The sequence below is a fragment of the Rahnella sp. Larv3_ips genome (assembly GCF_003697865.1).
Lineage (GTDB): Bacteria > Pseudomonadota > Gammaproteobacteria > Enterobacterales > Enterobacteriaceae > Rahnella > Rahnella rivi.
Window position 1 is genome coordinate 101,417 of record NZ_MJIB01000013.1, and the last position, 24,196, is coordinate 125,612.

Here is a 24,196-nt window from a genome sequence, read left to right on the forward strand (position 1 = left end):
GCTCGCTACGCCTCCTCCGGCGTAGCCTGCCTTTTGTCATCGCATTAACGAGTAAACCATCATGAGTTCACACCGTCCCGGTTTTGGTTGCAGCTGGTTGCCCTACGCACTGGTGCTGCCGCAGCTGTTAATCACCGCGATATTCTTCCTGTGGCCTGCCGGTCAGGCGCTGTGGTATTCGGTGCAGACGCTGGATCCTTTCGGCTTATCCAGTACCTTCGCCGGGCTGACAAACTTCACGCAGCTTTTTCAGGATCCGTACTATCTCGAATCTTTCTACACCACGCTGAAATTCAGCTTTATGGTGGCCTTTATCGGACTGGCCGTTTCGCTGTTTTTCGCGGCGCTGGTCGATCACGTGGTGCGCGGCAGCCGGATTTATCAGACGCTGATGATCCTGCCTTACGCCGTGGCGCCTGCCGTGGCCGCCGTCTTGTGGATGTTTTTGTTCAGCCCCGGTCTGGGTCTGATCACCCATTTCTTAGGCTCGATTGGCTACAACTGGAACCACGCGCAAAACAGCGGCCAGGCGATGTTCCTGGTGGTGCTGGCGTCGGTCTGGAAGCAAATCAGCTACAACTTCCTGTTCTTCCTGGCGGCGTTGCAGTCGATCCCTAAATCGCTGGTGGAAGCGGCGGCGATCGACGGCGCAGGCCCGGTACGACGTTTCTTCAATCTGGTGCTGCCGCTGATTTCGCCGGTGAGTTTCTTCCTGCTGGTGGTCAATCTGGTGTACGCCTTCTTCGATACGTTCCCGGTCATTGATGCCGCGACGGCCGGTGGCCCGGTGCAGGCGACCACCACGCTGATTTATAAAGTCTATCGCGAAGGTTTCTCCGGCCTGGATCTGTCCAGCTCTGCCGCGCAGTCCGTGATTCTGATGCTGCTGGTTTGCGGCCTGACGTTCATTCAGTTCCGCTTTGTCGAGCGTAAGGTGCGTTACCAATGATTGAAAACCGCAGAGGGCTGGATATCTTCAGCCACATCATGCTGCTGCTCGGCGTGCTGGTGATTCTGTTTCCGCTGTATGTCGCCTTTGTGGCGGCATCGCTGGATAACAAACAGATTTTTGAGGTGCCGATGACGCTGATCCCAGGCAGTCATTTATGGGAAAACATTAGCACCATCTGGACGCAGGGCGTCGGCAATAACAGCCCGGCGTTTGGCCGTTTGCTGGTCAACAGTTTTGTGATGGCAATCGTTATCACCGTCGGCAAGATTTCCGTCTCGATGCTGTCGGCGTTCGCCATTGTCTACTTCCGTTTTCCACTGCGTAACCTGTTCTTCTGGCTGATTTTCATGACGCTGATGCTGCCGGTGGAAGTGCGTATTTTCCCGACCGTGCAGGTGATCGCCAATCTGCATATGCTCGACAGTTACACCGGCCTGACGCTGCCGCTGATGGCGTCGGCGACCGCCACCTTCCTGTTCCGTCAGTTCTTTATGACCTTGCCGGATGAGCTGCTGGAAGCCGCGCGCATCGACGGCGCAGGCGCCATGCGCTTTTTCTGGGACATCGTTCTGCCGCTGTCGAAAACCAATCTCGCGGCGCTGTTCGTTATCACCTTCATCTATGGCTGGAACCAGTATCTGTGGCCGATCCTGATCACCAGCGATGCCTCGATGGGCACGGCGGTGGCGGGGATCAAAAGCATGATCTCCTCCGGCGACGGCTCGACCCAATGGAATCAGGTGATGGCGGCCATGATCCTGACCTTATTACCACCGCTGGCGGTGGTGCTCCTGATGCAGCGCTGGTTTGTGCGCGGCCTGGTAGACAGTGAGAAGTAAACCGAAATGGCAAATTTGAAATTACAGGCAGTGACCAAGTCTTACGACGGCAAAAACCAGATCATCCAGAGTATCGATCTGGACGTCGCCGACGGCGAATTTATCGTGATGGTCGGGCCTTCCGGCTGCGGAAAATCGACGCTGCTGCGGATGGTGGCGGGGCTTGAGCGCACGACGTCCGGCGATATCTATATCAACGACCAGCGCGTCACCGAGCTGGAACCGAAAGATCGCGGTATCGCGATGGTGTTCCAGAACTACGCGTTGTATCCGCACATGACCGTGTTCGACAACATGGCGTATGGCCTGAAAATTCGCGGCTTCGGCAAAGCGCAGATCCTTGCCCGCGTTGAAGAAGCCGCACGCATCCTCGAGCTCGGCCCGCTGCTTAAACGCAAGCCGCGTGAGCTTTCCGGCGGCCAGCGTCAACGTGTGGCGATGGGGCGCGCTATCGTGCGCGAACCGGCGGTATTCCTGTTCGACGAACCCCTCTCCAACCTCGACGCCAAACTGCGCGTGCAGATGCGCCTTGAACTGCAACAGCTTCACCGCCGTCTGCGCACCACCAGTTTGTACGTCACCCACGATCAGGTCGAAGCCATGACGCTGGCGGAACGTGTGATCGTGATGAACAAAGGCATTGCGGAACAAATCGGTACGCCGTCGGAAGTGTATCGCCGTCCGGCCAGCCTGTTTGTCGCCAGCTTTATCGGCTCACCGGCCATGAATCTGCTGCCCGGCCAGCTGACCAGCGACGGCACGTCGCTGGTGATGGAAGACGGTTTTGAGTTACCGCTGCCGGTTCCGCGCCCGGAATGGGGTGGCCGGGAGCTGACCGTTGGTGTTCGTCCTGAGCACATTCAGCTGTCCGACGATCAGCAAAAAGGGATCCCGATGGTGCTTAACACGCTGGAACTGCTGGGCGCCGATAATCTGGCGCACGGCAAACTGGCGGGCAGCGGCGTTGTGGTGCGTTTATCGCATGAAGTGTTTCCGACGGCAGGCTCGCTGTTGCGCTTGGATTTCCCGGCGAAAGCGTTACACTTTTTCGATACTCAAACCGGATTACGGATGGAATGAACATGAAAGCCTGGCCTTACCCTCGCATTGTGGCGCACCGTGGCGGCGGCGCACTGGCACCGGAAAATACGCTGGCAGCCATCGACGTTGGCGCAAAATACGGCCACACCATGATCGAGTTTGACGCCAAACTGGCGCAGGGCGGGGAAATCTTCCTGCTGCACGACGATACGCTCAACCGCACCAGCAACGGCTGGGGCGTAGCGGGGGAGCTGCCGTGGGAAAAACTGCAACAGCTCGACGCGGGCGACTGGTACGGTGCCGCGTTTAAAGGCGAGAAATTGCCGTTGCTGGCCGAGGTGGCCGAACGCTGTGCGCGCCACCATATGATGGTGAATATCGAGATCAAACCGACCACCGGAACCGATGAGAAAACCGGCACCGGGGTGGCGCTGGCCGCCCGCGAACTGTGGAAAGATCAGGCCGTTGCGCCGCTGCTTTCCTCGTTCGAATTCGACGCGCTGGTCGCGGCCAAAAAAGCCGCACCGGAATTGCCGCGCGGTTTGCTGATTGACGAATGGCACGAAAACTGGAAAGCGCTGACCGATGAACTGGAATGCGTTTCCCTGCATCTCAACCATAAATTGCTAAACGAAGAGCGGGTCAGGGCGATCAAAGACGCCGGGCTGCATATTCTGGTTTACACCGTGAATAACCCGGAGCGCGCCCGCGAATTATTGCGCTGGGGCGTGGATTGCATCTGCACGGATAAGATTGATGTGATCGGGCCGGATTTTGTCTGATAACAAAAAATAAGGCGCGGTCATCGCGCCTTATTCATTTCACCGCAATAATCCTCAGTGCTTCAGCAGGCGTGGAAGTTGGTTATCCAGTTCCAGCAAGCAGGAATCCATATATTTTTCGGTAGTTTTGGTGACCAGCGCATAGTTATTTGCCTGCCAGTCGGTAAGCGGAGCGGTCACGACAGTCGGCGTACATTCTGCAATAACCCAGGCGGAGAACATATTCGCATCTTCAGGTTTCTTGTAGAACTTAATGGTATAGCGCAGTTCATAATCAGAGTTAGCGCTGGAGAGATCTTTATAAACCAGCAACCACTGTGCAGCCACAATATTCAGATCGTTTTTATACTGATAGCCGTTGCCGTTTTTTTCCAGCCATTTTGCGATGAGAGGCTTGGCTCTTGGCGTGAGGTAGTTTTTCGTGGGTTCTGGCAGGGCTTTGATCTCCGATCCTTTCAGGTTTTCCTTACTGAAGGAATTTACGGCAACTCCTCCGGCAAGCACGGATGTCAGAACATTCAGCCCCACGCCTGCCGCCGTGTAAGAGGGCGTCACTTCACGTAAATAGATATCGGGCGAGCGGTTGTTATTCATATCTGCTGAAGCAAAACCAGAGTACAAGCCAACACTGCTGCCATTAGCGGCAGTGATTTTTTCAGATTGAGTCGTGGCACACGCGGATAATAATAAGCTTGCAGCGACGACGACAATCCCTGTTGAAACTTTCATGCAACAATTTCCCTTTTAGCTTTATAAAAATCTATCAATGCGTCTTCAGGTATTAACCCTGTTTTATTCATTGTGTTGTTTCTGGGGCAGAACGACGTTATTCCTGTCGGCCAGGAAGATTAAAGCATTAATAAAAATATTAGGGAAGGCGTGATTTATTTAATGCGGTAATATTACCGGAGGTAAATAGTCGGGGAAGGAGAACGGCTTTTAAAAAACTAAGAGGCACTGAGTGCCTCTGGTCATATTACGGTGTCTGATTTAACTTCTGGTTTAACGTCTGGTTATTCTGCTGGATCTGCAACCGTTGCTGATTGCTCTGGATTTGCGATTTCAGCTTAAGCTGTTGCTGCTGCTGACTGCTGCGTAAATCCTGCTCCTGCTGGCGTTTCTGCATTTGCTGATTGTTCTGCTGCTGTTGTTGCATACGCTGCTGCGACGGGTTGGTCAGCAGGGGATCGTTAGCGTTGGGCACTTTGTCGGCGGCGCCCGCAGTGTGAACGGCAAGCAGCAATGGCAGTACGGCAATAATTCCATATAAGCGTTTCATCGGTTCATCCTCCATTTCCAGTCATCCGTTAAGTGTATGCCATCACACCCGACAGCGTGTCATTTGAGGGCACGTTTCCCTCAAAGCGTGGCATGCGTCTCGTTTGCTCTATAATTAAACAGACGTCAACCACCTTCACGCTTCGCGGTTTCCTTCATTCCGCTACAATCATCCATCTTTATCATTTTAGGGCTCAACTGCCGTGCCTTTACTCATTATCACCACCATTTTGTGGGCCTTTTCCTTCAGCCTGATTGGCGTCTATCTCGCCGGACAGGTCGACAGCGTATTCGCCGTGCTGTTCCGTTTAGGGCTGGCGGCGCTGGTTTTCCTGCCGTTCTTACGCTGGAAAGGCCATCAGCTCACCACCATCTTGCTGTACATGGCCGTGGGCGCGATGCAGCTTGGCATCATGTATCTCATCAGCTTTGAGGCGTATCTGTACCTTTCGGTGCCGGAATTCCTGCTGTTTACCGTGATGACGCCGCTGTACGTCACGCTGATTTATGACCTGATCAGCGGGCGCAAAATCCGCATCGGCTATGCGCTCAGCGCGCTGCTGGCGGTTGCGGGTGCAGCGATTATCCGTTACGACCACATCAGTGAACATTTCATCATCGGCCTGCTGCTGGTGCAGGCGGCGAACATTTGTTTTGCCATCGGGCAGGTGGGCTATAAACGTCTGATGGAAACCCGTCCGGTGCCGCAGCACACGGCGTTTTCCTGGTTCTACATCGGTGCGCTGTTGTGCGCCGTTGTGGCGTGGTTCCTGTGGGGCAATCCGCAAAAACTGCCGACTACGGACCTGCAATGGGGCATTCTGGTGTGGCTGGGGATCGGCGCATCGGGGCTTGGGTATTTCATGTGGAACTACGGTGCAACGCAGGTTGATGCGGGAACACTTGGGATTATGAACAACTTTCACGTCCCGGCCGGGCTGCTGGTTAATCTGGCGATCTGGCAACAGCAGCCGCACTGGCCGAGCTTTATCGTGGGAGCCGCAGTGATTATGTCCTCACTGTGGGTACACCGGCGTTGGGTCGTGCCGCGTCGCGAACAAACGGCAGATGATCGCACGCGTGCTGCCGCGCCGAACGAATAAAGGCTTCGGTCACCGGCTGACGCTGTTCGCCGTCACGCACGGCAGCGTACAGCCGGCTCCATAAGCCATCGCCCAGGGTTTTGGTCACGACCAGACCCTGGCGCTCAAAACTTTCCACCACCCAGTGGGGCAGCGCCGCAATCCCCATTCTCGCCGACACCATCTGAATCAATAACAACGTGTTATCGACATTTTTCAGTGCCGGACTGACGCCCGCCGGTTGCAGGAAATGCCGCCAGATATCCAGACGCTGCCGCTGCACGGGATAAATCATCAGCGTTTCACTGCTGAGGTCTTCCGGCGTGATGACCGGTTTCGCCGCCAGCGGATGATCCGGTGCCAGCACCAGACGCACTTCAAAATCAAACATCGGGGAATAATGCAGACCGCTGCGCGGCAGGATGTCGGAGGTTAAGACGATATCCAGCTCGCCCTGTTGCAGCGCGGGCTGCGGGTCGAATGTCACGCCGGATTTGAAATCCATCATCACCTGCGGCCAGTTCTGATGGAAGTTATCCAGCGCGGGCGTCAGCCACTGAATACAGCTGTGACACTCAATCGCAATGCGTAACGACGCCTGATGCGGTTCATTGCACGCCTGCAACGCCTGCTGGATTTGCGGCAGCACCTGTTCCGCCAGATTCAGCATGATTTCGCCCTGCGGCGTGAACCGTAAAGGCTGACTTTTTCGCACGAACAACCTGAAACCGAGACGTTGCTCAAGGTCACTGAACTGGTGCGACAGGGCCGATTGGGTCTGATGAAGCTGTGAGGCGGCGGCGGCCAGTGACCCGGTGTTGCGCAGTGCTTGCAACGTTCGCAGGTGTTTCAGTTCGATCATGAGAGTCCTTCACTGTGTCATGAATAATTTGCGCTTGTGGAATATACACTACCTGCGGATTATGGATGTGTAAACATCTGGATGGCTAAACAGGAATTAAAAAGATGACGATACTGAATCACACTCTGGGTTTTCCACGCGTTGGTCTGCGTCGTGAACTTAAAAAAGCACAAGAAAGCTACTGGGCAGGCAATTCCACTCAGGAAGAACTGCTGGCCACCGGCCGCGAACTGCGCGCCCGTCACTGGAAACAACAAACTGAAGCTGGCGTGGATGTGGTGCCGGTGGGCGATTTCGCCTGGTACGATCACGTTCTGACCACCAGCCTGCTGCTGGGTAACGTGCCGGCACGTCACCAGAACGCCGACGGCTCTGTTGACCTCGATACTTTATTCCGTCTTGGCCGTGGCCGCGCACCGACCGGTAAACCGGCTGCCGCTGCGGAAATGACCAAATGGTTTAACACCAACTATCACTACATGGTGCCGGAGTTTGTGAAAGGGCAGAAATTCAAACTGACCTGGACACAACTGCTGGAAGAAGTGGACGAAGCGCTGGCGCTCGGCCACAAAGTGAAACCTGTTCTGCTGGGGCCGCTGACTTATCTGTGGCTCGGCAAAGTGAAGGGCGAACAGTTCGACCGCCTTTCCCTGCTCAACGACATTCTGCCGGTGTACCAGAAGGTGCTGGCGGAGCTGGCAAAACGCGACATCGAGTGGGTGCAGATCGACGAACCCGCGCTGGTGCTGGAACTGCCGCAGGAATGGCTGGATGCCTGCAAACCGGCCTACACCGCGCTGGAACAGAGCAAAATCAAACTGCTGCTGACCACTTATTTCGACAGCGTCGGGCATAACCTCGACACCATCCGCCAGCTGCCGGTGCAGGGTCTGCACATTGACGCCGTTGCCGGTCGCGATGACCTGCACACTGTGTTCAACGCGCTGCCTGAAGACTGGCTGATTTCTCTGGGGGTGATCAATGGCCGTAACGTCTGGCGTGCGGATCTGAGCGCCTGGTTTGACCGTCTGAAACCGCTGGTGGCAGGCCGAAATGTCTGGATCGGCAGCTCCTGTTCACTGCTGCACAGCCCGATCGATTTAAGTGTGGAAAGCCGTCTGGATGAGGAAGTGAAAAGCTGGTTCGCGTTTGCCCTGCAAAAATGTGCCGAGCTGGCGTTGCTGACCTCCGCGCTGAACAATCCCACCGGGGAAGCGCAGCAGAAACTGGCACAATACAGCGCACCCATCCGCGCCCGCCGTGAGTCCGCCCGTGTGAACAATGCGGCAGTCACTCAGCGCGTGGCCGCGATCACCGGCGCCGATATTGAGCGGCAGAACGTTTATACCCAACGTGCCAAAGCCCAGCGTGCCCGTTTCAATTTGCCTGCATGGCCGACCACCACCATCGGTTCCTTCCCGCAAACCACCGAAATCCGCGGCCTGCGTCTGGACTTCAAACAAGGCCGTCTGGATAACACCAAATATCGCACCGGCATCAGCGAGCACATTAAGCAGGCCATCAAAGAGCAGGAACGTCTGGATATCGACGTGCTGGTTCACGGTGAAGCTGAGCGTAATGACATGGTTGAATACTTCGGTGAGCATCTTGACGGCTTTGTGTTCACGCAAAACGGCTGGGTACAGAGCTACGGTTCCCGCTGTGTGAAACCGCCGGTGATTATCGGCGACGTCAGCCGTCCCGACGCGATCACCGTAGAGTGGGCGAAGTACGCCCAGTCCCTGACCGAAAAACCGGTCAAAGGCATGCTCACCGGCCCGCTCACTATTCTCTGCTGGTCCTTCCCGCGTGAAGATATCAGCCGTGAAACCATCGCCAAACAAATCGCGCTGGCGCTGCGTGACGAAGTGGAAGATTTGGAAAAAGCCGGTATCGGCATCATTCAGATTGATGAACCGGCGCTGCGCGAAGGCCTGCCATTGCGTCAGTCTGAGTGGAAGGCGTACCTGCGCTGGGCGGTGGATGCGTTCAAACTCAATGCCGCGGTTGCCCGCGATGACACCCAGATCCACACCCACATGTGTTACTGCGAATTCAACGACATCATGGATTCTATCGCCGCGCTGGATGCTGACGTGATCACTATCGAAACCTCGCGTTCTGATATGGATTTGCTGGAATCATTCAAAGACTTCGAATACCCGAACGAAATCGGACCGGGTGTTTATGACATTCACTCGCCGAATGTCCCAAGCGTGGAATGGATTGAAGATCTGCTGCGAAAAGCTGCGGATCGCATTCCGGCAGAGCGTCTGTGGGTCAATCCGGATTGCGGGCTGAAAACCCGGGGCTGGCCTGAAACCCGCGAATCGCTGGAAAACATGGTCAAAGCCGCCAAACGTCTGCGCGCTGAGAAAGCCTGAAATTAAGAGTTGTTGTGTTGTTGCTGAAACAGTTGGGGCACTCCGGTGCCCCTTTTTTTTGGCGCTCATTCGTACTTTGTTACGACTCTCTCAGGCGGCGTCATACGGTGGCTGTGGGCTGATTAGCGGCCATTTTGGCGGCTCGTTTCCGCACGAGGTGGCGTTGTCCGCTAGGCTTAATGGACGTTTCATTCATTTCAAACATTTCAAACAGGGAGAGAACATGAACCGATTTACAGACAAAGTGGTTGTCGTGACCGGCGCGGGTTCTGGTATGGGGGCGGCAACGGCCCGGCGTTTTGCTGATGAAGGCGCGATAGTCGTGCTGGTTGGCCGAACCAAAGAGAAACTGGAGAAAGTCGCGAGCACGCTGAGCAGCACGCAATATTATATTCATCTGGCAGATGTTTCGTCGGCGCAGGACGTCGAGCGAATGGCGGCGGTCATCGGGGATAAATTTGGCCGCGTGGATGTGCTGGTGAATGGCGCAGGCGTGGTCGTCCAGGGGAAAGTGACCGAGGCAAGTCTCGAGGACTGGCAAAAAATTCTGGCCATCGACCTGAGCGGTGTTTTCTACTGCACGCGTTTCTTCATGCCCGCCCTGATAAAAAGCAAAGGCAACATCGTGAACATCTCATCCGTGTCTGGCATGGGCGGCGACTGGGGCATGAGTTTCTACAACGCGGCCAAAGGCGGCGTAACCAACTTCACCCGCTCGGTTGCTATGGATCACGGTAAAGACGGCGTGCGTGTCAACGCGGTTTGCCCGTCGCTGACCTTTACCGAGATGGCGGCAGGGATAAAAGACAATCAGCCTCTGCTGGATAAATTTGCAGAACGCATCCCGCTTGGCCGTGGCGCTGAGCCGGAAGAAATCGCTGACGTGATCGCGTTTCTCGCCAGCCACGATGCCCGGTTTGTGACCGGCGTAAATCTGCCGGTGGATGGCGGGCTCAGTGCCTCTAACGGCCAGCCTCCGCAGGCATAACCGGCTGTGTCCGGTTCACCGGCGTGCATCGACAGCCGCCGGTGAACCCTTTTCCCGTCAATGTTTTCCCGTCAATGTTCGCAAATCTGTGACTTCTTTTTCTTCCTTCCACGCAGGTTGGTTATCATGGTGTGATTCTGCAAACAGGTAGCACGACCATGACTCATCCTCTTTTTTCTGTTTTATCTCCGGTACTTGAAGCCACCAATGGCATCCGCCAGGTTTATTATGCGGGCAACCAGCATCCGGTTCCTGCGCTGGCCTATCAGGTCGATTTTCCGCGTCTCGAGCTGATTCTGGACGGCGAACAGGTAATGGAATGGGAGGACGAACAGGGGACGACTCAAGCGACGCTCCTGCAGGCGGGCGATGTGTTATATGTTCCGGCGAAAGGCTGGAACAGCCCCCGGTGGCAGATGCCAGTGCGCACGCTGAGTATTTTATTTGGCAAACAGCAACTGGGTTTTAGCCTGCTCCACTGGAACGGTGCAGGTTTTGATTCCAGCGAAAAGGGCAATATCGGCAGACGCGGCCCGCGCGTCGGGGCATTTATGTTGCAGGCGCTGAACGAGCTGGCGTGGCACAGAAGCGATCAGCAAACCGCGAAATTTTTGGTGAAAGGGCTGCTGAGCCATGCGGTAGATCTGTTCAGCTCTTCGGTACAAACCGCATCGCGCAGCCAGGCTCTGTTCAGTGCCATCCGCCAGCATATCGAAGTCTATTTTCGCGAGCCGCTGACCCGCGATTCTGTCGCGAAATCTTTCTACATCTCGCCCAATTATTTATCGCATTTATTCCAAAAAAGCGGCGGCATCGGGCTGAATGAATATCTGAATTATGTCCGGCTGGAACAGGCGAAAAATCTGCTGAAAGGCTACGACATGAAGGTGAAAGAAGTGGCGCATGCCTGCGGATTTACCGACAGTAACTACTTTTGCCGTCAGTTTAAGAAAAGCACCGAACGCTCCCCGTCGGAATACCGTCGGCAATATCGCAGCCAGTTTGAGCAGGAACAGGCGTGAGGTGTTTTGCAGTTTGCGGGCACCCTGGCGAAGGCAAGGTTACGGCAGGATGATGTGTGTACCCTGTGGCGAGGTGGCTATTTTCTTTACGGCAGTCATCACTTTTTCGGGTGTGCGTAAAAAGGTATGCATGCCTGTCTGAACGCAGCGGCTGTGGGCAAAGCGCTCGCGGTTTTCCAGTTGGATCTCGGTGATTAACAGAACAATATCGGCCTGAGCGATATCACTTTCTGACAGCATGTTTTCAATGCCCAGCGCGCCCTGCGTTTCCACTTTCACCTGCCATTTTTCCTGTGCGCTGAGCTTTTCAAGACGCTCTGCCGCCATATAAGTGTGCGCCACACCGCTGATACATGCGGTTACTGCAACCAGTTTGAGCGACATCGTATTTCCTCTGATCAAAAGTTTTACCCACCGAGCGTCACGTTATAACCGTATTTTTCGGCCATCGCATAAAACGGCGCAATAGTTGCGGCATCCGGCACCTTTGTTTGATGCATTGAATAGGTTTTATCCAGTAAGGGATATTTCGCTTCACCGTATTTGTGGAAGGGTAAAAGGTGGATTTCAGTTAATTTGAAAGGCTTCAGGAAATCCAATATTTGTCGCATATTTTCAGGCGTTAACGTGAAGCCTGGGATCAGCGGAATCCGTGGAAGCAGCTTCACGCCGCGTTGTGTCAGCGCGGTGAAATTCTGCAACACTCTTGGCTGGTTCATATTGAGCACTGATCTTGCCAGCGCGGGATCCATCATTTTGAAATCATACAACACCTGATCGCAGTGATCGGTAAGCGCAAGCAGATGATCCAGCGGCGCATCGCCCGCCGTTTCGATCGCCGTCGAAATGCCCAATGCCTGCAACTGCCGGAGTAACTGGCCGGCAAAAGCATGTTGCATCAACACCTCGCCACCTGACAGCGTGACACCGCCGCCCGACGAACGGAAAAAAATCTCATCTTTGAGCAGGCGCGTCATTAACGCCGGCAGCGTAATGTCTTCGCCGACATATTCCATTGCGCCACTCGGGCATTCGTTCGGATCCTGCAAACAGGTGCGGCAGTTCAGGCATTTCGCCTGCCGTTTGATGACCTGAATACGTGGCGACATCGATTCAGGGTTGGCGCACCACGGACAGCGGTGCGGGCAGCCTTTGAAGAAAACCAGGGTACGAATACCCTGGCCGTCGTTGAGCGAAAAGCGCTGAATATTGAAAATGCGCCCGCGCCTTTCCGGCTCATTCAACACAGGGATCTGCATATCATAACTGGTGTGCGGTACGGCCGATAATGTCATCCTGAATCTCCCTCGACAGTTCGACAAAGAACGCGCTGTAACCCGCCACCCTGACGACCAGCCCGGCAAAATCCTGCGGACGCTTTTGCGCTTCACGCAGTTGTTCAGCGTTCACCACGTTGAACTGTATATGCTGTAGTTTCAGTCGGGTAAAGGCGCCGAGGAAATCCGCCAGTTTGTTCAGCCCCTGCTGACCTTCCAGCGTGGATGGCGTGAATTTCACATTCAGCAACGTCCCGTTAGACAGCAGAGTGTTGTCGAGTTTGCTGACCGATTTCAGGACGGCGGTCGGCCCTTCGTGATCTTGTCCCAGCATCGGGGAAAGGCCGCCGTCGGCAAGTTGCTCACCGGCGAACCGTCCATCGGGCGTTGCACCGACCACGGCGCCCAGCGGCACATGTGCTGACACCGTGTAAGAACCCGGAGTGAACTGGCCGCCACGCGGGTTGCGGTATTGCTCGACCTCTTTGCAGTAATAACGCAGTAAGTCGGCACTGATTAAATCCACTTCATCAACGTCGTTGCCATATTTCTCGAAGCGGTTGATGAGCCGGGCGCGGATGGCGCGGCCCTCTTCACTGGCAAAGTTCTCTTTCAGCGAAGCCAGTAGCTCATCAAACGTCAGACGTTGCTGGTCAAACACCATGCCTTTGAGCGCGTGCAGGGAATCGCTGAGATTCGCGATGCCAATGCCCTGAACCCCCGAGAAGTTGTAGCGCGCGCCGCCCTCAGTAATGTCTTTGCCGCTGTTCAGACAGCCTTCGATAAAGGAAGACAGCAGGGGAACCGGTGCCCAGTCACGGTGGCCGATGTCACAGATATTGCTGCCCTGCGCCATCAGCCTGACGTAATGGCTGATTTTCTGGCGGATCTGCTCCACCAGTTCAGGATAAGTCATTGACGCGTTGCCTTCATTTTCGTGCAGCGTCAGTTCCATGACTTTCAGCAGGTTAAACATCGCGATGTCATGCAGGCCGTATGTTTTTCCCGGAATCGATAATTCGACACAGCCCACCACGGCGTAATCCCGCGCGTCTTCAAGCGAAACACCGCGGTTAAGGAAGGCAGGCACCACGACTTCATCATTAAAAATTTGCGGAATACCGGTCCCCATTCGGATGGTTTCGGCGGTTTTCAGCAGGAACGGGCGGTCAATCAGTTCATTGACCCGCACCCCGAGATTCGGCTGCGGCAGGCAAACATTCTGGTAGGCATCCAGACAGAGGAACGACAGCACATTGACGGCGCTGCGACCGGTTTCTGTCAGGCCACCCAGTAAAATGGTGTAACCGGTCGGGAAACCGGCGAAGTAACGGGCGCTGGAGGCGGAGCGTAACAGCACGATGTCATTGCATTTCACCCACAGACTTTCCAGCAACTCTTTAAGAAACGCCGGGGATTCGCCGTGTGAAAGGGAATGCTGGTAGAACGGCAGCATGTACTGATCGAAGCGGCCAAGTGACAATGAACTGGCGTTGGATTCGTACTGCAAAATGATATTCATGTACCAGAACAGCTGGCAGGCCTGATAGAAATCCTGCGGCTTGTTGCCGGAAATATGGCGCGAGACGTGAGCGATACGCACCAGTTCCTGTTTTCTTGTGTCGTCCTGACAGCTTTCCGCCATCTCTTCAGCCAGTGCGGCGTAGCGCAAAATATGCCGTTGTGCGGCCTTAAGCAGAATCAGCGCCGCCTGATAAAAGGCGTTATCTGGCGCCTGTTCATTCAGTTGCACAAGTTCAGCCACTAAATTGTCCAGACCCGAATTAAGCAGGCGCGGGTAATCAATAATGATGTGCCCCTGGCCTTTATCGGTCTGATTAATACTGAAAATCTGGGTCCGGGTGGCCGCCGTGACCTCTTCCGGCATCTGGCTGTTGATGAAGTCTTTCATTGAGCGCGATTCCCAGTAAGGGAAAAGCTGCCCGCGATAGATCTGTTTATCTTCCCCGGAAATAGTGAAACGGTCCTGCGGACGGGTGGAAAACGCGTCCAGCTCTTTGAGCAGCCAGTAAGGGTCCATTTCAGGAGAGATGATCCCCGCACGCGGTTTGACCGTTCGGTTACCGGCAATCAGCTCGTCTTCACGCAGGGCAATCTCAACGTTATCCATAATGTATGCCGTGGCTTTAGCACGGCGCACAAGAGTCAGTTCGCCCTCCGTGCTGCGGTGACTTTCGGTATACAGCAGGGCACGTTCCAGCGAGATTTCACGCGGGCTGGCGAACAGTGCGGCTTTCAGTCGTTCGGTGCGGGACGTCATCATATTCTCCTTGTGATCAATCCGTGACGGCAGCTTTAGTCAGGTGTGCTGCGATTTTTTCCATAATGGCGTCAGCGCGTTTTACTGCGTCACTGATGCCTACGCGAACGGTGACTTTGCCTTTAAAGCGCTCTTCAAATTTGATGCCAATATCTTTGGTCAGGATCACGATGTCGGCGGCAGCGACGTCTTCGGCGGTCAGTTCGTTCTCCAGACCGATTGAGCCCTGAGTTTCCACTTTGCATTCCCAGCCTTTGGCTTTCGCTGCGCGTTCGATGGCCTCTGCTGCCATGTAGGTATGAGCAACGCCGGAAGGGCAGGCGGTAACAGCAATAATTTTGGTCATAGTTAATTCCCTGATGTCAGTTAATTTCGAAGTCTAAGTCCAGGTCAGATTCCTGATGTGTCTTGTTGGATTGCTTTTTGGCCGCCAGATATTTCAGCAGATTGAGACAAAGGGCGGTGACGACCATGCCGACCAGCAGCGCGCCGATGTAAGCAAATTTGCCCTGAACGACAGGCAGCACGATCAGCCCGCCCCATCCCGCGTAGCACTCTGCGCCGAGCAGGGCGGCAGTCACCGCGGCACAGGCAGAACCGAACATGATGGAAGGAATAACGCGCAGCGGGTCGGCAGCGGCGAAAGGGATCGCGCCTTCAGTGATGCCGACGCAACCCATCAGCATGGCCGCTTTGCCAGCTTCACGCTCCTCGGTGGAGTAATATTTACGGCCAATCAGCGTTGCGAAACCTACACCGAGCGGAGGTGTGGCGATGGCAACCGCCGCAATGGCGACCACCGTATACACACCCTGCGCCACGCAAATCAGCATAAAGGCGTAGGCAACTTTGTTGACCGGCCCGCCCATATCGAAAGCCAGCATCAGGCCCATAATGATGGCGAGTACCACAATGCTGCCCTGCTGCATGCCTTGCAGCCAGTGGGTGAGCGAGGTGGTCAGCAGCCCGACAGGTTCGCCCAGCCCCCACATCATGATCCCCGCCGTCAGCAACGTACCGACGATCGGGATCACGAAGATCGGCATCACTGAGCGCAGGATCTTAGGAACCGGGATCTTCTTGAGATAGAAAACAATGATGCCGCCCAGCAGGCCCGCAATGATTGCGCCGAAAAAACCGGCACCAAAAGAGGCGCCAACCCAGGCACCGATGGCCGCAGGAGCCAGTGCAGAGCGATCGGCAATGGAATACCCGATGTAGGCAGCCAGAAAGGGCACCATCAGGGTTAAACCGGCGACGCCGATATCAAACAGTTTTTTGAGATTGGGATCGGTCAGAGGGTCCGGAACGGCGCCTTTACCGTACAGCATGACGGAGATGGCCAGTAAAATGCCCCCTGCGACAACAAAGGGGATCATGTGGGAGACGCCAGTCATCAGGTGCTGACGGGTATTTTTTAGAATATTGAGCAAGTCTTTCATGATTGGCTCCGGGAACGGCTGGTGTCGGGCTTAACGATCGCAAATATCGGGGCTGATTAACGAAAAAAGCCCAGATACTGAAAGGGTATCGACGACAACAATAGGCTGACGGCCGTGGCGCTAATAGTGGACAAAATTGTGTTTTACTGGACTTTTGTAATGTTCGATTGAAAATGCGAGCAGGTTCAAATAACCCGAATAAACCGCAGAATCCTCAACCCCTGTACACTGTGAGCTGCCTCGCAAAAAAGCTCATACATTACATTTATCCAGTGTTTGCCATTTTTGTCTGGTAGCCAGCGGGCGCTTGCGGCTCTTATTCTGCAACAGCCGGTAAATTTCACCGGAATCTGGGATGAGGATTCAGAAATGACCAAGAAGTTGAGCTTCACCTGCGTACTGGTAAATGGGGTTCACGCCCGTCCGGCGAGCCATATAGAAACGTTGTGCAATGGATTTACCGCAGCGTTTCAGTGGCATAACACCCGTACCGGTCGCACCGCTGACGGTAAAAGCGTGCTGTCGTTGATCGGCGCAGATATTTTGCTCGGCGATGAATGCCACATCACGGTCGAGGGAGCGGATGAAGACGCCGCCCTGGCCGCTCTCACGCATTTTATTGAACACACATTTCCACTGTGCGATGAAGCCCTTCCTGAACACCCAGAAAATGCAGAGCTCGAACCGCTTCCTGAATCCTTAGCGCATCTCTCGCCGGTGGTTTACCGCGCCCGTTCGGTCAGTGAAGGCTGTGCATCGGGCAGGCTGATTACCCTCTCAAACGTCAATCTGACGGCGCTTACTGATTTGCCTGAGTCACAGGGCAAGGATAAAGAACAAAGTCTGCTTTCCGCCGGGCTGGCGCAGCTTGAAAAATCCATTGAATTACAGCTGATGGAAGGCAGCGGCACCCTCACCGCCGTGCTGGAGGCTCATCGCTCTCTGCTGCGTGATAACAGCCTTCGCGATGCGCTGCTGGGCCACGTCATGGAAGGTAAGAGCTGCGCGCAAAGTATTGTGGATACCGCCGCACATTTCAGTGCGCAACTGGCACAATCTTCCAGCGCCTACTTACGTGAGCGCGAACTGGATATTCGTGATGTCAGTTTCCAGTTGCTGCAACACATTTACGGAGAAGCGCGTTTCGCTCCCCAGCAAACCCTCAGCGAAGCCAGCATTTGTCTGGCCGACGAACTGACGCCAAGTCAGTTTCTCGAACTGGATAAAAAACATCTCAAAGGCCTGCTGCTCGGCAGCGGCGGCAGCACGTCTCACACCGTCATTCTGGCGCGGTCGTTCAATATCCCTGCGCTGGTGGGCGTCGATCCGGAGCCTTTGCAGGCGTATCTGGGACAGGAAGTGCAGATCGACGGCGATCTGGGGTTGATCGCCTGTGCGCTGACGGAACCGGTGCAGCGCTACTATCGTCAGGAGCGGGCGGTGCATCAGGCACTGCGCCAGCAGCAGAGCGAGTATCTTGATAAGCCGGGTTACACCGCTGACGGCGTTCGTCTGGAAGTGGCGGCAAATATTGCGCACTCGGTCGAAGCCAGCGCAGCCTTTGGCAACGGTGCCGAAGCCGTCGGGCTGTTCCGTACAGAAATGCTGTATATGGATCGCGCCAGTGCGCCCTCTGAAGATGAGTTGTACAACATATACTGTCAGGCGACGGAAGCGGCTAACGGCAAAACCATTATCGTGCGTACGATGGATATCGGCGGTGATAAGCCGGTTAATTACCTGAACATTCCTGCTGAAAACAACCCCTTCCTTGGCTATCGCGCCGTGCGTATCTATCAGGAGTTTTTACCGCTGTTTCACACGCAACTGCGCTCGATCCTGCGTGCTTCGGCGCACGGATCGTTGAAAATCATGATCCCGATGATCTCATCAATGGAAGAGATTCTGTGGATTAAAGATCGTCTGGCGGAAGCCAAACAGTCGCTGCGCAGCGAGCAAATCCCGTTTGATGAAAAAATTCAGCTGGGGATCATGCTGGAAGTCCCTTCGGTGATGTTCATCATCGATCAGTGCTGCGAAGAGATTGATTTCTTTAGTATCGGCAGTAACGACCTGACGCAATATCTGCTGGCGGTTGACCGCGACAATGCCAAAGTGACCCGCCATTACAACAGTCTGAATCCGGCGTTTCTGCGTGGCCTCGATCATGTGGTGCGTGAAGTCCATCGCCACGGTAAATGGATTGGCCTGTGCGGTGAACTGGGCGCAAAAGGCTCTGTGCTGCCGTTACTGGTCGGCCTGGGGCTGGATGAAATCAGTATGAACGCGCCGTCAGTTCCGGTGACCAAAGCGCGGCTGGCAAAACTCGACAGCCGCGAATGCCGCCTGCTGCTTAACCGCGCCATGCAGTGCCGTACCTCGCTGGAGGTTGAACACCTGCTGGCGCAGTTCCGCATGACGGCGAACGACGCGCCGCTTATCACGACAGAATGTGTGGCGCTGAACAGCGACTGGCGCAGCAAGGAAGAAGTGATCAAAGGCATGGTTGATAACCTGATGCTGGCAGGCCGATGCCGCTACCCGCGCAAGCTTGCCGCAGACGTCTGGGCCCGTGAAGCGGTATTTTCGACAGGACTCGGTTTTGGTTTTGCTATCCCGCACACCAAATCTGAGCACATCGAACAGTCGACCATCAGCGTGGCAAAACTCAAGGCACCGGTGCAGTGGGGCGATGAAGAAGCGCAGTTTGTGATCATGCTGACGCTGAATAAACACGCTGCCGGTGACCAGCACATGCGGATTTTCTCTAAACTGGCGCGCCGGATTATGCATGACAGTTTCCGGGATGCGTTGATGCATTCGACCACGGCCGCGCACATTGAAGCGTTGCTGAAACAAGAGCTTGAACTCTGACAGGAGATGGCATGGAACTCTATCTGGATACCGCGGATATAAGCGCAGTCAAACGTTTATCCCGTATTTTACCGCTGCAGGGCGTCACCACTAACCCGAGCATAATCGCTAAAGCGCGCACCTCCTTGTGGGAGGTCTTACCGGCGCTGCGTGACGCGCTCGGTGGCGAAGGAAAACTGTTCGCTCAGGTACTGGCGAATCAGGCCGACCGAATGGTGGAAGAGGCGGAGTTACTGCATTCCCGCGTGCCGGGGCTGATTGTGAAGGTGCCGGTCACTGCCGAAGGGCTGGCGGCGATAAAAATTCTGCGCACCCGTAAAATCCCGACGCTGGGAACGGCCGTGTATGGCGCAGGGCAGGGGCTGCTTTCCGCTCTCGCCGGTGCAGAATATGTCGCCCCCTATGTCAACCGGCTGGACGCTCAGGGCGGTGATGGCATTGCGATGGTGACGGAGTTGCAGCAATTACTGACGCTTCATGCGCCGCAGGCCAAAGTGCTGGCGGCCAGCTTCAAAACGCCGCGTCAGGCGCTGGCGTGTCTGCTGGCGGGCTGTCAGTCGATCACCCTTCCGGTGGATGTGGCGGAGCAGTTTATCAGCGCACCGGCGGTTCAGGCGGCCGTCGTGGCGTTTGAAGAAGACTGGCAGGGCGCGTTCGGTGTGAAAACGCTAAGCTGAGTTGCTCAGCATCTGAGACAGCATTTCGCGTAAAAAAGCCCGACAGGTCAACCTGCCGGGCTTTTTATCATTTTTAACGGCTGAGAATTCTACTTCACACCGGTCTTATTTCACGCCGTACTGTGCAAAGAAATCCAGCATCCGCTTCCAGCCATCGGCGGCCGCTTCAGCGTTGTAGCTCGGGCGGTAATCGGCGTTAAACGCGTGTCCGGCCTCCGGATAGACAACGATTTCCGCATTGGCATTGGCTGCGCGGATGGCCTGACGCATGGTTTCAATCGTCTCCAGAGGAATGCTGGAGTCTTCCCTGCCATATAACCCCAGAACCGGTGCATCCAGCGCCGCAGCGCGATCTACCGGCTGCATCGGGCTGGTCAGCGTTTTGTCACCGACCAGTTTGCCGTACCACGCCACACCCGCTTTCAGCTGCGGATTATGCGCCGCGTACAACCAGGTAATACGGCCGCCCCAGCAGAAACCGGTAATGCCTAATTTTGTGATATCTCCGCCGTGCTGAGAGGCCCAGTGTGCCGCGTGGTCGAGATCGGAAAGCACTTGCTGATCCGGCACTTTGCTCACCAGTTTGGCAAACAACTCGCTGATTTCAGTGTAATCACGCGGATCGCCCTGACGGAAATAAAGCTCCGGCGCGATAGCCAGATAGCCCTGTTTCGCCAGCCGGCGGCAGACATCCTGAATATGCTCGTGCACACCAAAAATCTCCTGCACCACCAGAACGATAGGCAGCTTACCGGTGAAATGTTCCGGACGGGCGAGATAGGCGGGCAGGTCTTCTCCCTGCGAGGGAATGGTGGTCTGGCCGGCGTGCAGGCCATCGGTATCAGTGTGAAGGGTGGTTTCAGCCACTGGCGTTACGGCCGGTGCAAAGCTGGTCGGAGCCTGTTTCAGGGGGAGGATTTCGTCGTTTTTCATTGGAGTCTCCATACAGAAAATTTGCGCGATGGATTAAAACTATAGCCGGAAAGCCGCAACAGCAAGGCAGATGAGATGTTCTATAGTTAAAAGTTAGTGAGGAAAAATGTCACGGAAGACCTATAGAACGCCTTAAACGTCTAGCTGGAGTCTTGTTCAATGTCGAAATTACCTTCAAAAGTGTCCAAAAAGAGTGAGTCAAAACCGGTAAGCAGCGCCCCCGCCACGGGCATTAAATCCACACAACCCGGTCTGGGTGATCTGGCACCTGCCGACAGTGCTTATCAGCCATCGCCACAACCGACGCCACCGGGCAAAGAGCCCACGGCCTCCGGCAGCGCGAAAAGCCCGCAAAACACCAATGCCAAACTCGATGCGCTGGAGCGGCATCGTAAAAATGGTGAGAAGCAGCCGCTGACCACCAATCAGGGGACGAAAATCTCTGATGATCAAAACTCGCTGAAAGCCGGAAGCCGTGGTCCGACGCTGCTGGAAGATTTTATTCTTCGCGAGAAAATCACGCATTTTGACCACGAGCGTATTCCCGAACGTATCGTTCATGCCCGTGGCGCTGCGGCACATGGCTATTTTCAGCCGTACCGCAGTATGAAATCTGTCACCAAAGCCAGTTTCCTCTCTGATCCGAAAAAACAAACCCCCGTGTTTGTGCGTTTTTCTACCGTGCAGGGATCACGCGGCTCTGCGGATTCTGTCCGCGATATTCGCGGCTGGGCCACCAAGTTTTATACCGATGAAGGCATTTACGATCTGGTCGGCAATAACACGCCGGTATTCTTCATTCAGGATGCCCACAAGTTTCCGGACTTTGTGCATGCGGTGAAACCTGAACCCCACAACGAAATCCCGCAGGGGGCCAGCGCGCACGATTCCTTCTGGGATTACGTCTCGCTGCAACCTGAAACGCTGCATAACGTGTTCTGGGCAATGTCCGATCGGGGGATCCCGCGCAGCTATCGCACGATGGAAGGCTTCGGGATCCACACTTTCCGTTTTGTGAATGCGAAGGGAAAATCCACGTTTGTCCGTTTCCACTGGAAGCCACTGGCAGGTAAAGCGTCGTTGCTGTGGGATGAAGCGCAGAAACTGGCCGGTAAAGATGCGGATTTCCATCGCCGTGACTTATGGGAAGCCATTGAAGCCGGTGATTATCCTGAGTATGAGTTGGGTGTTCAGCTGATCCCGGAAGAAGACGAATTCAAATATGATTTTGATTTGCTCGACCCGACCAAACTGATCCCGGAAAAACTGGTGCCGGTGCAGCTTATTGGCAAGATGGTGCTAAACCGTAACCCGGACAACTACTTTGCCGAAACCGAGCAGGTCGCCTTCCACCCCGGCCACGTCGTACCGGGCATTGATTTCACTAATGATCCGTTGTTGCAGGGGCGGCTTTTTTCGTATACCGATACGCAAATCAGCCGTCTGGGCGGGCCAAATTTCCACGAAATTCCGATTAACCGGCCAACCTGTCCGTACCACAATTTCCAGCGTGACGGCATGCACCGCCAGGATGTTGATACCAATCCGGCGAACTATGAGCCGAATTCCATTAACAATAACTGGCCGAGAGAAACCCCTCCGGCAGCATCGGGCGGCGGGTTTGAAAGCTATCCTGAACGCATTGATGCGGAAAAAGTCCGCCAGCGCAGTGAATCGTTTGCCGAGTTTTATGCGCAGCCGCGCCTGTTCTGGCTAAGTCAGACGCCGGTGGAGCAGGAGCATATCGCAGGCGCTTTCTCGTTTGAGTTATCCAAAGTTGTGCGGCCTTACATCCGCGAACGTGTTGTTGATTTACTGGCCCGCGTCGATCAGTCTCTGGCCCAACAAGTGGCGAAAAATGTCGGCATTACGCTTTCGCCGGACACGCTGAAAATCAAACCGCCAAAACCGGTAAATGGTCTGGAAAGCGATCCTTCTCTCAGCCTGTATGCCAGTGGCAAAGGCGTGATCAAAGGGCGCCAGGTTGCGCTGTTATTAGGTGACGGTGTCAATGCAGCGGATGTGCTGGAAACCTTGCAGGCGCTTCAGGCCGTTGGCGTTCACCCTAAACTGCTGGCCAGCCATTTAGGCACGGTCACGGCCGATGATGGTTCGACATTGCCGATTGATGCCACGTTTGCCGGTTCGCCGTCGATCACGGTTGACGCAGTGATTGTGCCGCACGGGCATATCGACGCATTGCTGATGAGTGGGGATGCGCGGCATTACGTCCTTGAAGCCTATAAGCATCTGAAAGTTATTGGCCTGAGCGGTGATGCGCGACGCTTCAAATCATTGCTGGGGCTTAAAGATGATGTGGCGGAAGAGGGGATCATTGAAGGCGAAAAAGCGGAAGGTGCCTTGCTGAAAGCCTTTGTGAAAAACTTAGCGAAACACCGGATCTGGTCACGCAGCGCTGCGGCAGATTCTGTTCCTGCCTGACAGGTTAACCCGCACCCGGCAGGCAGAGCCTTGTTATAAGGCAATGCCTGCTTTTTTATGCCTGCCACGAAAACAGACCGTTTAAAAATTCGTCTTTTGCGCTGTTATTTGTGACTGTCATCACAAATTAAATGTATGCGTTATTCTTGTTGTTACATCATAGTGACGGCCATCACGAAATAACGTCACAATGTTCAGTACAGTTGCCGGGTGTTCCTCCTGCCAATTTATGACCTTACACACAGAGGAGTTTGTTATGTCTCAGCCTGAAGTTTTCCATCTTGGCCTGGCCAAAAAAGATTTAAACGGCGCGACGCTGGCGATTGTACCCGGCGACCCTGAGCGCGTTGAGAAGATTGCCAAACTGATGGAGAACCCGGTTCGCCTGGCTTCCCACCGCGAATTTACCTCATGGCGCGCTGAGCTTGACGGCAAATCTGTGATTGTCTGCTCAACCGGTATCGGGGGTCCTTCCACCTCTATCGCGGTTGAGGAACTGGCACAGCTCGGCATCCGTACCTTCCTGCGCGTCGGTACTACCGGTGCCATCCAGCCACACATCAGTGTGGGCGATGTGCTGGTCACCACCGCCGCCGTTCGCCTTGATGGCGCGAGCCTGCACTTTGCACCGATGGAATTCCCGGCAGTGGCCGATTTCGCCTGTACCACTGCGCTGGTTGCTGCGGCTGAATCCGTGGGTGCACAAACTCACATCGGCGTGACCGCGTCTTCTGACACCTTCTACCCGGGCCAGGAGCGTTATGATACTTACTCTGGCCGCGTGGTTCGTCGCTTTAAAGAATCGATGAAAGAGTGGCAGGAAATGGGCGTCATGAACTATGAAATGGAATCTGCCACCCTGCTGACCATGTGTGCAAGCCAGGGCCTGCGTGCAGGTATGGTTGCCGGTGTCATTGTGAACCGTACGCAGCAGGAAATTCCTGATGCAGAAACCATGAAAAAGACAGAAAGCCACGCGGTTAAGATCGTGGTAGAAGCCGCCCGCCGCCTGGTCTGATTTTACCGTTCTCAAACAAGAT

General features: G+C 55.0%; 21 protein-coding genes. 12 read left to right on the forward strand and 9 right to left on the reverse strand.

The annotated features are described in order from the left end of the window. Nucleotides 1–61 precede the first annotated feature (61 nt). The 4 genes from ugpA to ugpQ are packed head-to-tail and all read left to right on the forward strand — an operon-like array spanning nucleotide 62 to nucleotide 3,614. Nucleotides 62–949: a sn-glycerol-3-phosphate ABC transporter permease UgpA gene (ugpA, locus tag ED901_RS16340; protein WP_056772129.1), complete on the forward strand. Its 888-nt coding sequence runs from the start codon at nucleotides 62–64 to the stop codon at nucleotides 947–949. After that, nucleotides 946–1,791, forward strand: coding sequence for a sn-glycerol-3-phosphate ABC transporter permease UgpE (ugpE, locus tag ED901_RS16345; RefSeq protein ID WP_122096543.1), 846 nt, complete (start codon nucleotides 946–948; stop codon nucleotides 1,789–1,791). The genes ugpA and ugpE overlap by 4 nt, the downstream gene beginning before the upstream one ends. Before the next feature lie 6 nt (nucleotides 1,792–1,797). Further along, nucleotides 1,798–2,871 (forward strand): sn-glycerol-3-phosphate import ATP-binding protein UgpC, encoded by a 1,074-nt coding sequence (locus ED901_RS16350; RefSeq protein ID WP_122096544.1) that lies wholly within the window; start codon nucleotides 1,798–1,800, stop codon nucleotides 2,869–2,871. Nucleotides 2,872–2,873: 2 nt separating this feature from the next. Beyond that, nucleotides 2,874–3,614 (forward strand): glycerophosphodiester phosphodiesterase, encoded by a 741-nt coding sequence (gene ugpQ, locus ED901_RS16355; RefSeq protein WP_122096545.1) that lies wholly within the window; start codon nucleotides 2,874–2,876, stop codon nucleotides 3,612–3,614. A 54-nt stretch (nucleotides 3,615–3,668) separates the two neighbouring features. Here the strand turns inward: ugpQ and ED901_RS16360 are convergent, their stop codons facing one another. Next, the gene (locus tag ED901_RS16360) at nucleotides 3,669–4,343 is read right to left on the reverse strand and encodes a hypothetical protein (RefSeq protein ID WP_122096546.1); all 675 of its coding nucleotides are present in this window, start codon (nucleotides 4,341–4,343) and stop codon (nucleotides 3,669–3,671) included. A gap of 247 nt (nucleotides 4,344–4,590) precedes the next feature. Further along, nucleotides 4,591–4,893: a DUF2756 domain-containing protein gene (locus ED901_RS16365; RefSeq protein WP_056772401.1), complete on the reverse strand. Its 303-nt coding sequence runs from the start codon at nucleotides 4,891–4,893 to the stop codon at nucleotides 4,591–4,593. 202 nt (nucleotides 4,894–5,095) lie between these two features. Here ED901_RS16365 and ED901_RS16370 point away from each other — a divergent pair, with 202 nt between their 5' ends. Beyond that, complete coding sequence (locus ED901_RS16370; protein ID WP_122096547.1) at nucleotides 5,096–5,995, forward strand: carboxylate/amino acid/amine transporter; 900 nt, start codon at nucleotides 5,096–5,098, stop codon at nucleotides 5,993–5,995. On the opposite strand, the gene metR is transcribed toward ED901_RS16370, so the two are convergent. Then, complete coding sequence (gene metR, locus ED901_RS16375) at nucleotides 5,901–6,836, reverse strand: HTH-type transcriptional regulator MetR (RefSeq protein ID WP_056772115.1); 936 nt, start codon at nucleotides 6,834–6,836, stop codon at nucleotides 5,901–5,903. The genes ED901_RS16370 and metR overlap by 95 nt on opposite strands. Nucleotides 6,837–6,940: 104 nt before the next feature. Here metR and metE point away from each other — a divergent pair, with 104 nt between their 5' ends. The 3 genes from metE (at nucleotide 6,941) to ED901_RS16390 (ending at nucleotide 11,230) form a co-directional block, all read left to right on the forward strand. Further along, entirely contained in the window at nucleotides 6,941–9,220 is a 2,280-nt protein-coding gene (gene metE, locus ED901_RS16380; RefSeq protein ID WP_122096548.1) for a 5-methyltetrahydropteroyltriglutamate--homocysteine S-methyltransferase, read from the forward strand. Between the two features lie 223 nt (nucleotides 9,221–9,443). After that, nucleotides 9,444–10,208, forward strand: coding sequence for an SDR family NAD(P)-dependent oxidoreductase (locus ED901_RS16385; RefSeq protein WP_056772109.1), 765 nt, complete (start codon nucleotides 9,444–9,446; stop codon nucleotides 10,206–10,208). A 158-nt stretch (nucleotides 10,209–10,366) separates the two neighbouring features. Continuing rightward, nucleotides 10,367–11,230, forward strand: a complete 864-nt coding sequence (locus ED901_RS16390; RefSeq protein ID WP_122096549.1) for an AraC family transcriptional regulator — start codon at nucleotides 10,367–10,369, stop codon at nucleotides 11,228–11,230. Between the two features lie 39 nt (nucleotides 11,231–11,269). Here the strand turns inward: ED901_RS16390 and ED901_RS16395 are convergent, their stop codons facing one another. Genes ED901_RS16395 through ED901_RS16415 form a run of 5 tightly spaced genes read right to left on the reverse strand, consistent with a single transcriptional unit; the run spans nucleotide 11,270 to nucleotide 16,230 of the window. After that, a complete protein-coding gene (locus ED901_RS16395) occupies nucleotides 11,270–11,614 on the reverse strand; it encodes a PTS fructose-like transporter subunit IIB (protein ID WP_056772102.1) in 345 nt (114 codons plus the stop codon). Between the two features lie 23 nt (nucleotides 11,615–11,637). Beyond that, entirely contained in the window at nucleotides 11,638–12,525 is an 888-nt protein-coding gene (locus ED901_RS16400; protein WP_122096550.1) for a [formate-C-acetyltransferase]-activating enzyme, read from the reverse strand. After that, entirely contained in the window at nucleotides 12,491–14,788 is a 2,298-nt protein-coding gene (locus ED901_RS16405) for a formate C-acetyltransferase (RefSeq protein ID WP_122096551.1), read from the reverse strand. Before ED901_RS16405 ends, ED901_RS16400 begins: the two co-directional genes overlap by 35 nt. Nucleotides 14,789–14,804: 16 nt before the next feature. Next, complete coding sequence (locus ED901_RS16410; protein WP_122096552.1) at nucleotides 14,805–15,134, reverse strand: PTS fructose-like transporter subunit IIB; 330 nt, start codon at nucleotides 15,132–15,134, stop codon at nucleotides 14,805–14,807. Nucleotides 15,135–15,150: 16 nt separating this feature from the next. Further along, nucleotides 15,151–16,230, reverse strand: coding sequence for a PTS fructose transporter subunit EIIC (locus tag ED901_RS16415; protein ID WP_122096553.1), 1,080 nt, complete (start codon nucleotides 16,228–16,230; stop codon nucleotides 15,151–15,153). 369 nt (nucleotides 16,231–16,599) lie between these two features. Here ED901_RS16415 and ptsP point away from each other — a divergent pair, with 369 nt between their 5' ends. Beyond that, nucleotides 16,600–19,104 (forward strand): phosphoenolpyruvate--protein phosphotransferase, encoded by a 2,505-nt coding sequence (ptsP, locus tag ED901_RS16420; protein WP_056772090.1) that lies wholly within the window; start codon nucleotides 16,600–16,602, stop codon nucleotides 19,102–19,104. 11 nt (nucleotides 19,105–19,115) lie between these two features. After that, nucleotides 19,116–19,781, forward strand: a complete 666-nt coding sequence (fsa, locus tag ED901_RS16425; protein WP_122096554.1) for a fructose-6-phosphate aldolase — start codon at nucleotides 19,116–19,118, stop codon at nucleotides 19,779–19,781. A 105-nt stretch (nucleotides 19,782–19,886) separates the two neighbouring features. On the opposite strand, the gene ED901_RS16430 is transcribed toward fsa, so the two are convergent. Continuing rightward, the gene (locus ED901_RS16430) at nucleotides 19,887–20,714 is read right to left on the reverse strand and encodes a dienelactone hydrolase family protein (RefSeq protein WP_122096555.1); all 828 of its coding nucleotides are present in this window, start codon (nucleotides 20,712–20,714) and stop codon (nucleotides 19,887–19,889) included. A gap of 159 nt (nucleotides 20,715–20,873) precedes the next feature. Between ED901_RS16430 and katE the strand changes: the two genes are divergently transcribed. Together katE and udp are read left to right on the forward strand one after the other, a co-directional pair. Beyond that, the gene (gene katE / locus ED901_RS16435) at nucleotides 20,874–23,156 is read left to right on the forward strand and encodes a catalase HPII (protein ID WP_371414318.1); all 2,283 of its coding nucleotides are present in this window, start codon (nucleotides 20,874–20,876) and stop codon (nucleotides 23,154–23,156) included. 256 nt (nucleotides 23,157–23,412) lie between these two features. Continuing rightward, nucleotides 23,413–24,174 (forward strand): uridine phosphorylase, encoded by a 762-nt coding sequence (udp, locus tag ED901_RS16440; protein ID WP_056772087.1) that lies wholly within the window; start codon nucleotides 23,413–23,415, stop codon nucleotides 24,172–24,174. Nucleotides 24,175–24,196: the final 22 nt, after the last annotated feature.

Bases quoted from the DNA above. Each gene is read 5' to 3' on its own strand.
- ED901_RS16350 (WP_122096544.1), top strand. From the start codon at position 1,798: ATGGCAAATTTGAAATTACAGGCAGTGACCAAGTCTTACGACGGCAAA.
- ugpA (WP_056772129.1), top strand. From the start codon at position 62: ATGAGTTCACACCGTCCCGGTTTTGGTTGCAGCTGGTTGCCCTACGCA.
- ugpE (WP_122096543.1), top strand. From the start codon at position 946: ATGATTGAAAACCGCAGAGGGCTGGATATCTTCAGCCACATCATGCTG.
- ED901_RS16385 (WP_056772109.1), top strand. From the start codon at position 9,444: ATGAACCGATTTACAGACAAAGTGGTTGTCGTGACCGGCGCGGGTTCT.
- ED901_RS16390 (WP_122096549.1), top strand. From the start codon at position 10,367: ATGACTCATCCTCTTTTTTCTGTTTTATCTCCGGTACTTGAAGCCACC.
- ptsP (WP_056772090.1), top strand. From the start codon at position 16,600: ATGACCAAGAAGTTGAGCTTCACCTGCGTACTGGTAAATGGGGTTCAC.
- ED901_RS16395 (WP_056772102.1), bottom strand. From the start codon at position 11,614: ATGTCGCTCAAACTGGTTGCAGTAACCGCATGTATCAGCGGTGTGGCG.
- ED901_RS16400 (WP_122096550.1), bottom strand. From the start codon at position 12,525: ATGACATTATCGGCCGTACCGCACACCAGTTATGATATGCAGATCCCT.
- ED901_RS16360 (WP_122096546.1), bottom strand. From the start codon at position 4,343: ATGAAAGTTTCAACAGGGATTGTCGTCGTCGCTGCAAGCTTATTATTA.
- ED901_RS16405 (WP_122096551.1), bottom strand. From the start codon at position 14,788: ATGACGTCCCGCACCGAACGACTGAAAGCCGCACTGTTCGCCAGCCCG.
- ED901_RS16415 (WP_122096553.1), bottom strand. From the start codon at position 16,230: ATGAAAGACTTGCTCAATATTCTAAAAAATACCCGTCAGCACCTGATG.
- ED901_RS16430 (WP_122096555.1), bottom strand. From the start codon at position 20,714: ATGAAAAACGACGAAATCCTCCCCCTGAAACAGGCTCCGACCAGCTTT.
- ED901_RS16365 (WP_056772401.1), bottom strand. From the start codon at position 4,893: ATGAAACGCTTATATGGAATTATTGCCGTACTGCCATTGCTGCTTGCC.
- fsa (WP_122096554.1), top strand. From the start codon at position 19,116: ATGGAACTCTATCTGGATACCGCGGATATAAGCGCAGTCAAACGTTTA.
- ugpQ (WP_122096545.1), top strand. From the start codon at position 2,874: ATGAAAGCCTGGCCTTACCCTCGCATTGTGGCGCACCGTGGCGGCGGC.
- udp (WP_056772087.1), top strand. From the start codon at position 23,413: ATGTCTCAGCCTGAAGTTTTCCATCTTGGCCTGGCCAAAAAAGATTTA.
- metE (WP_122096548.1), top strand. From the start codon at position 6,941: ATGACGATACTGAATCACACTCTGGGTTTTCCACGCGTTGGTCTGCGT.
- ED901_RS16410 (WP_122096552.1), bottom strand. From the start codon at position 15,134: ATGACCAAAATTATTGCTGTTACCGCCTGCCCTTCCGGCGTTGCTCAT.
- katE (WP_371414318.1), top strand. From the start codon at position 20,874: ATGTCGAAATTACCTTCAAAAGTGTCCAAAAAGAGTGAGTCAAAACCG.
- metR (WP_056772115.1), bottom strand. From the start codon at position 6,836: ATGATCGAACTGAAACACCTGCGAACGTTGCAAGCACTGCGCAACACC.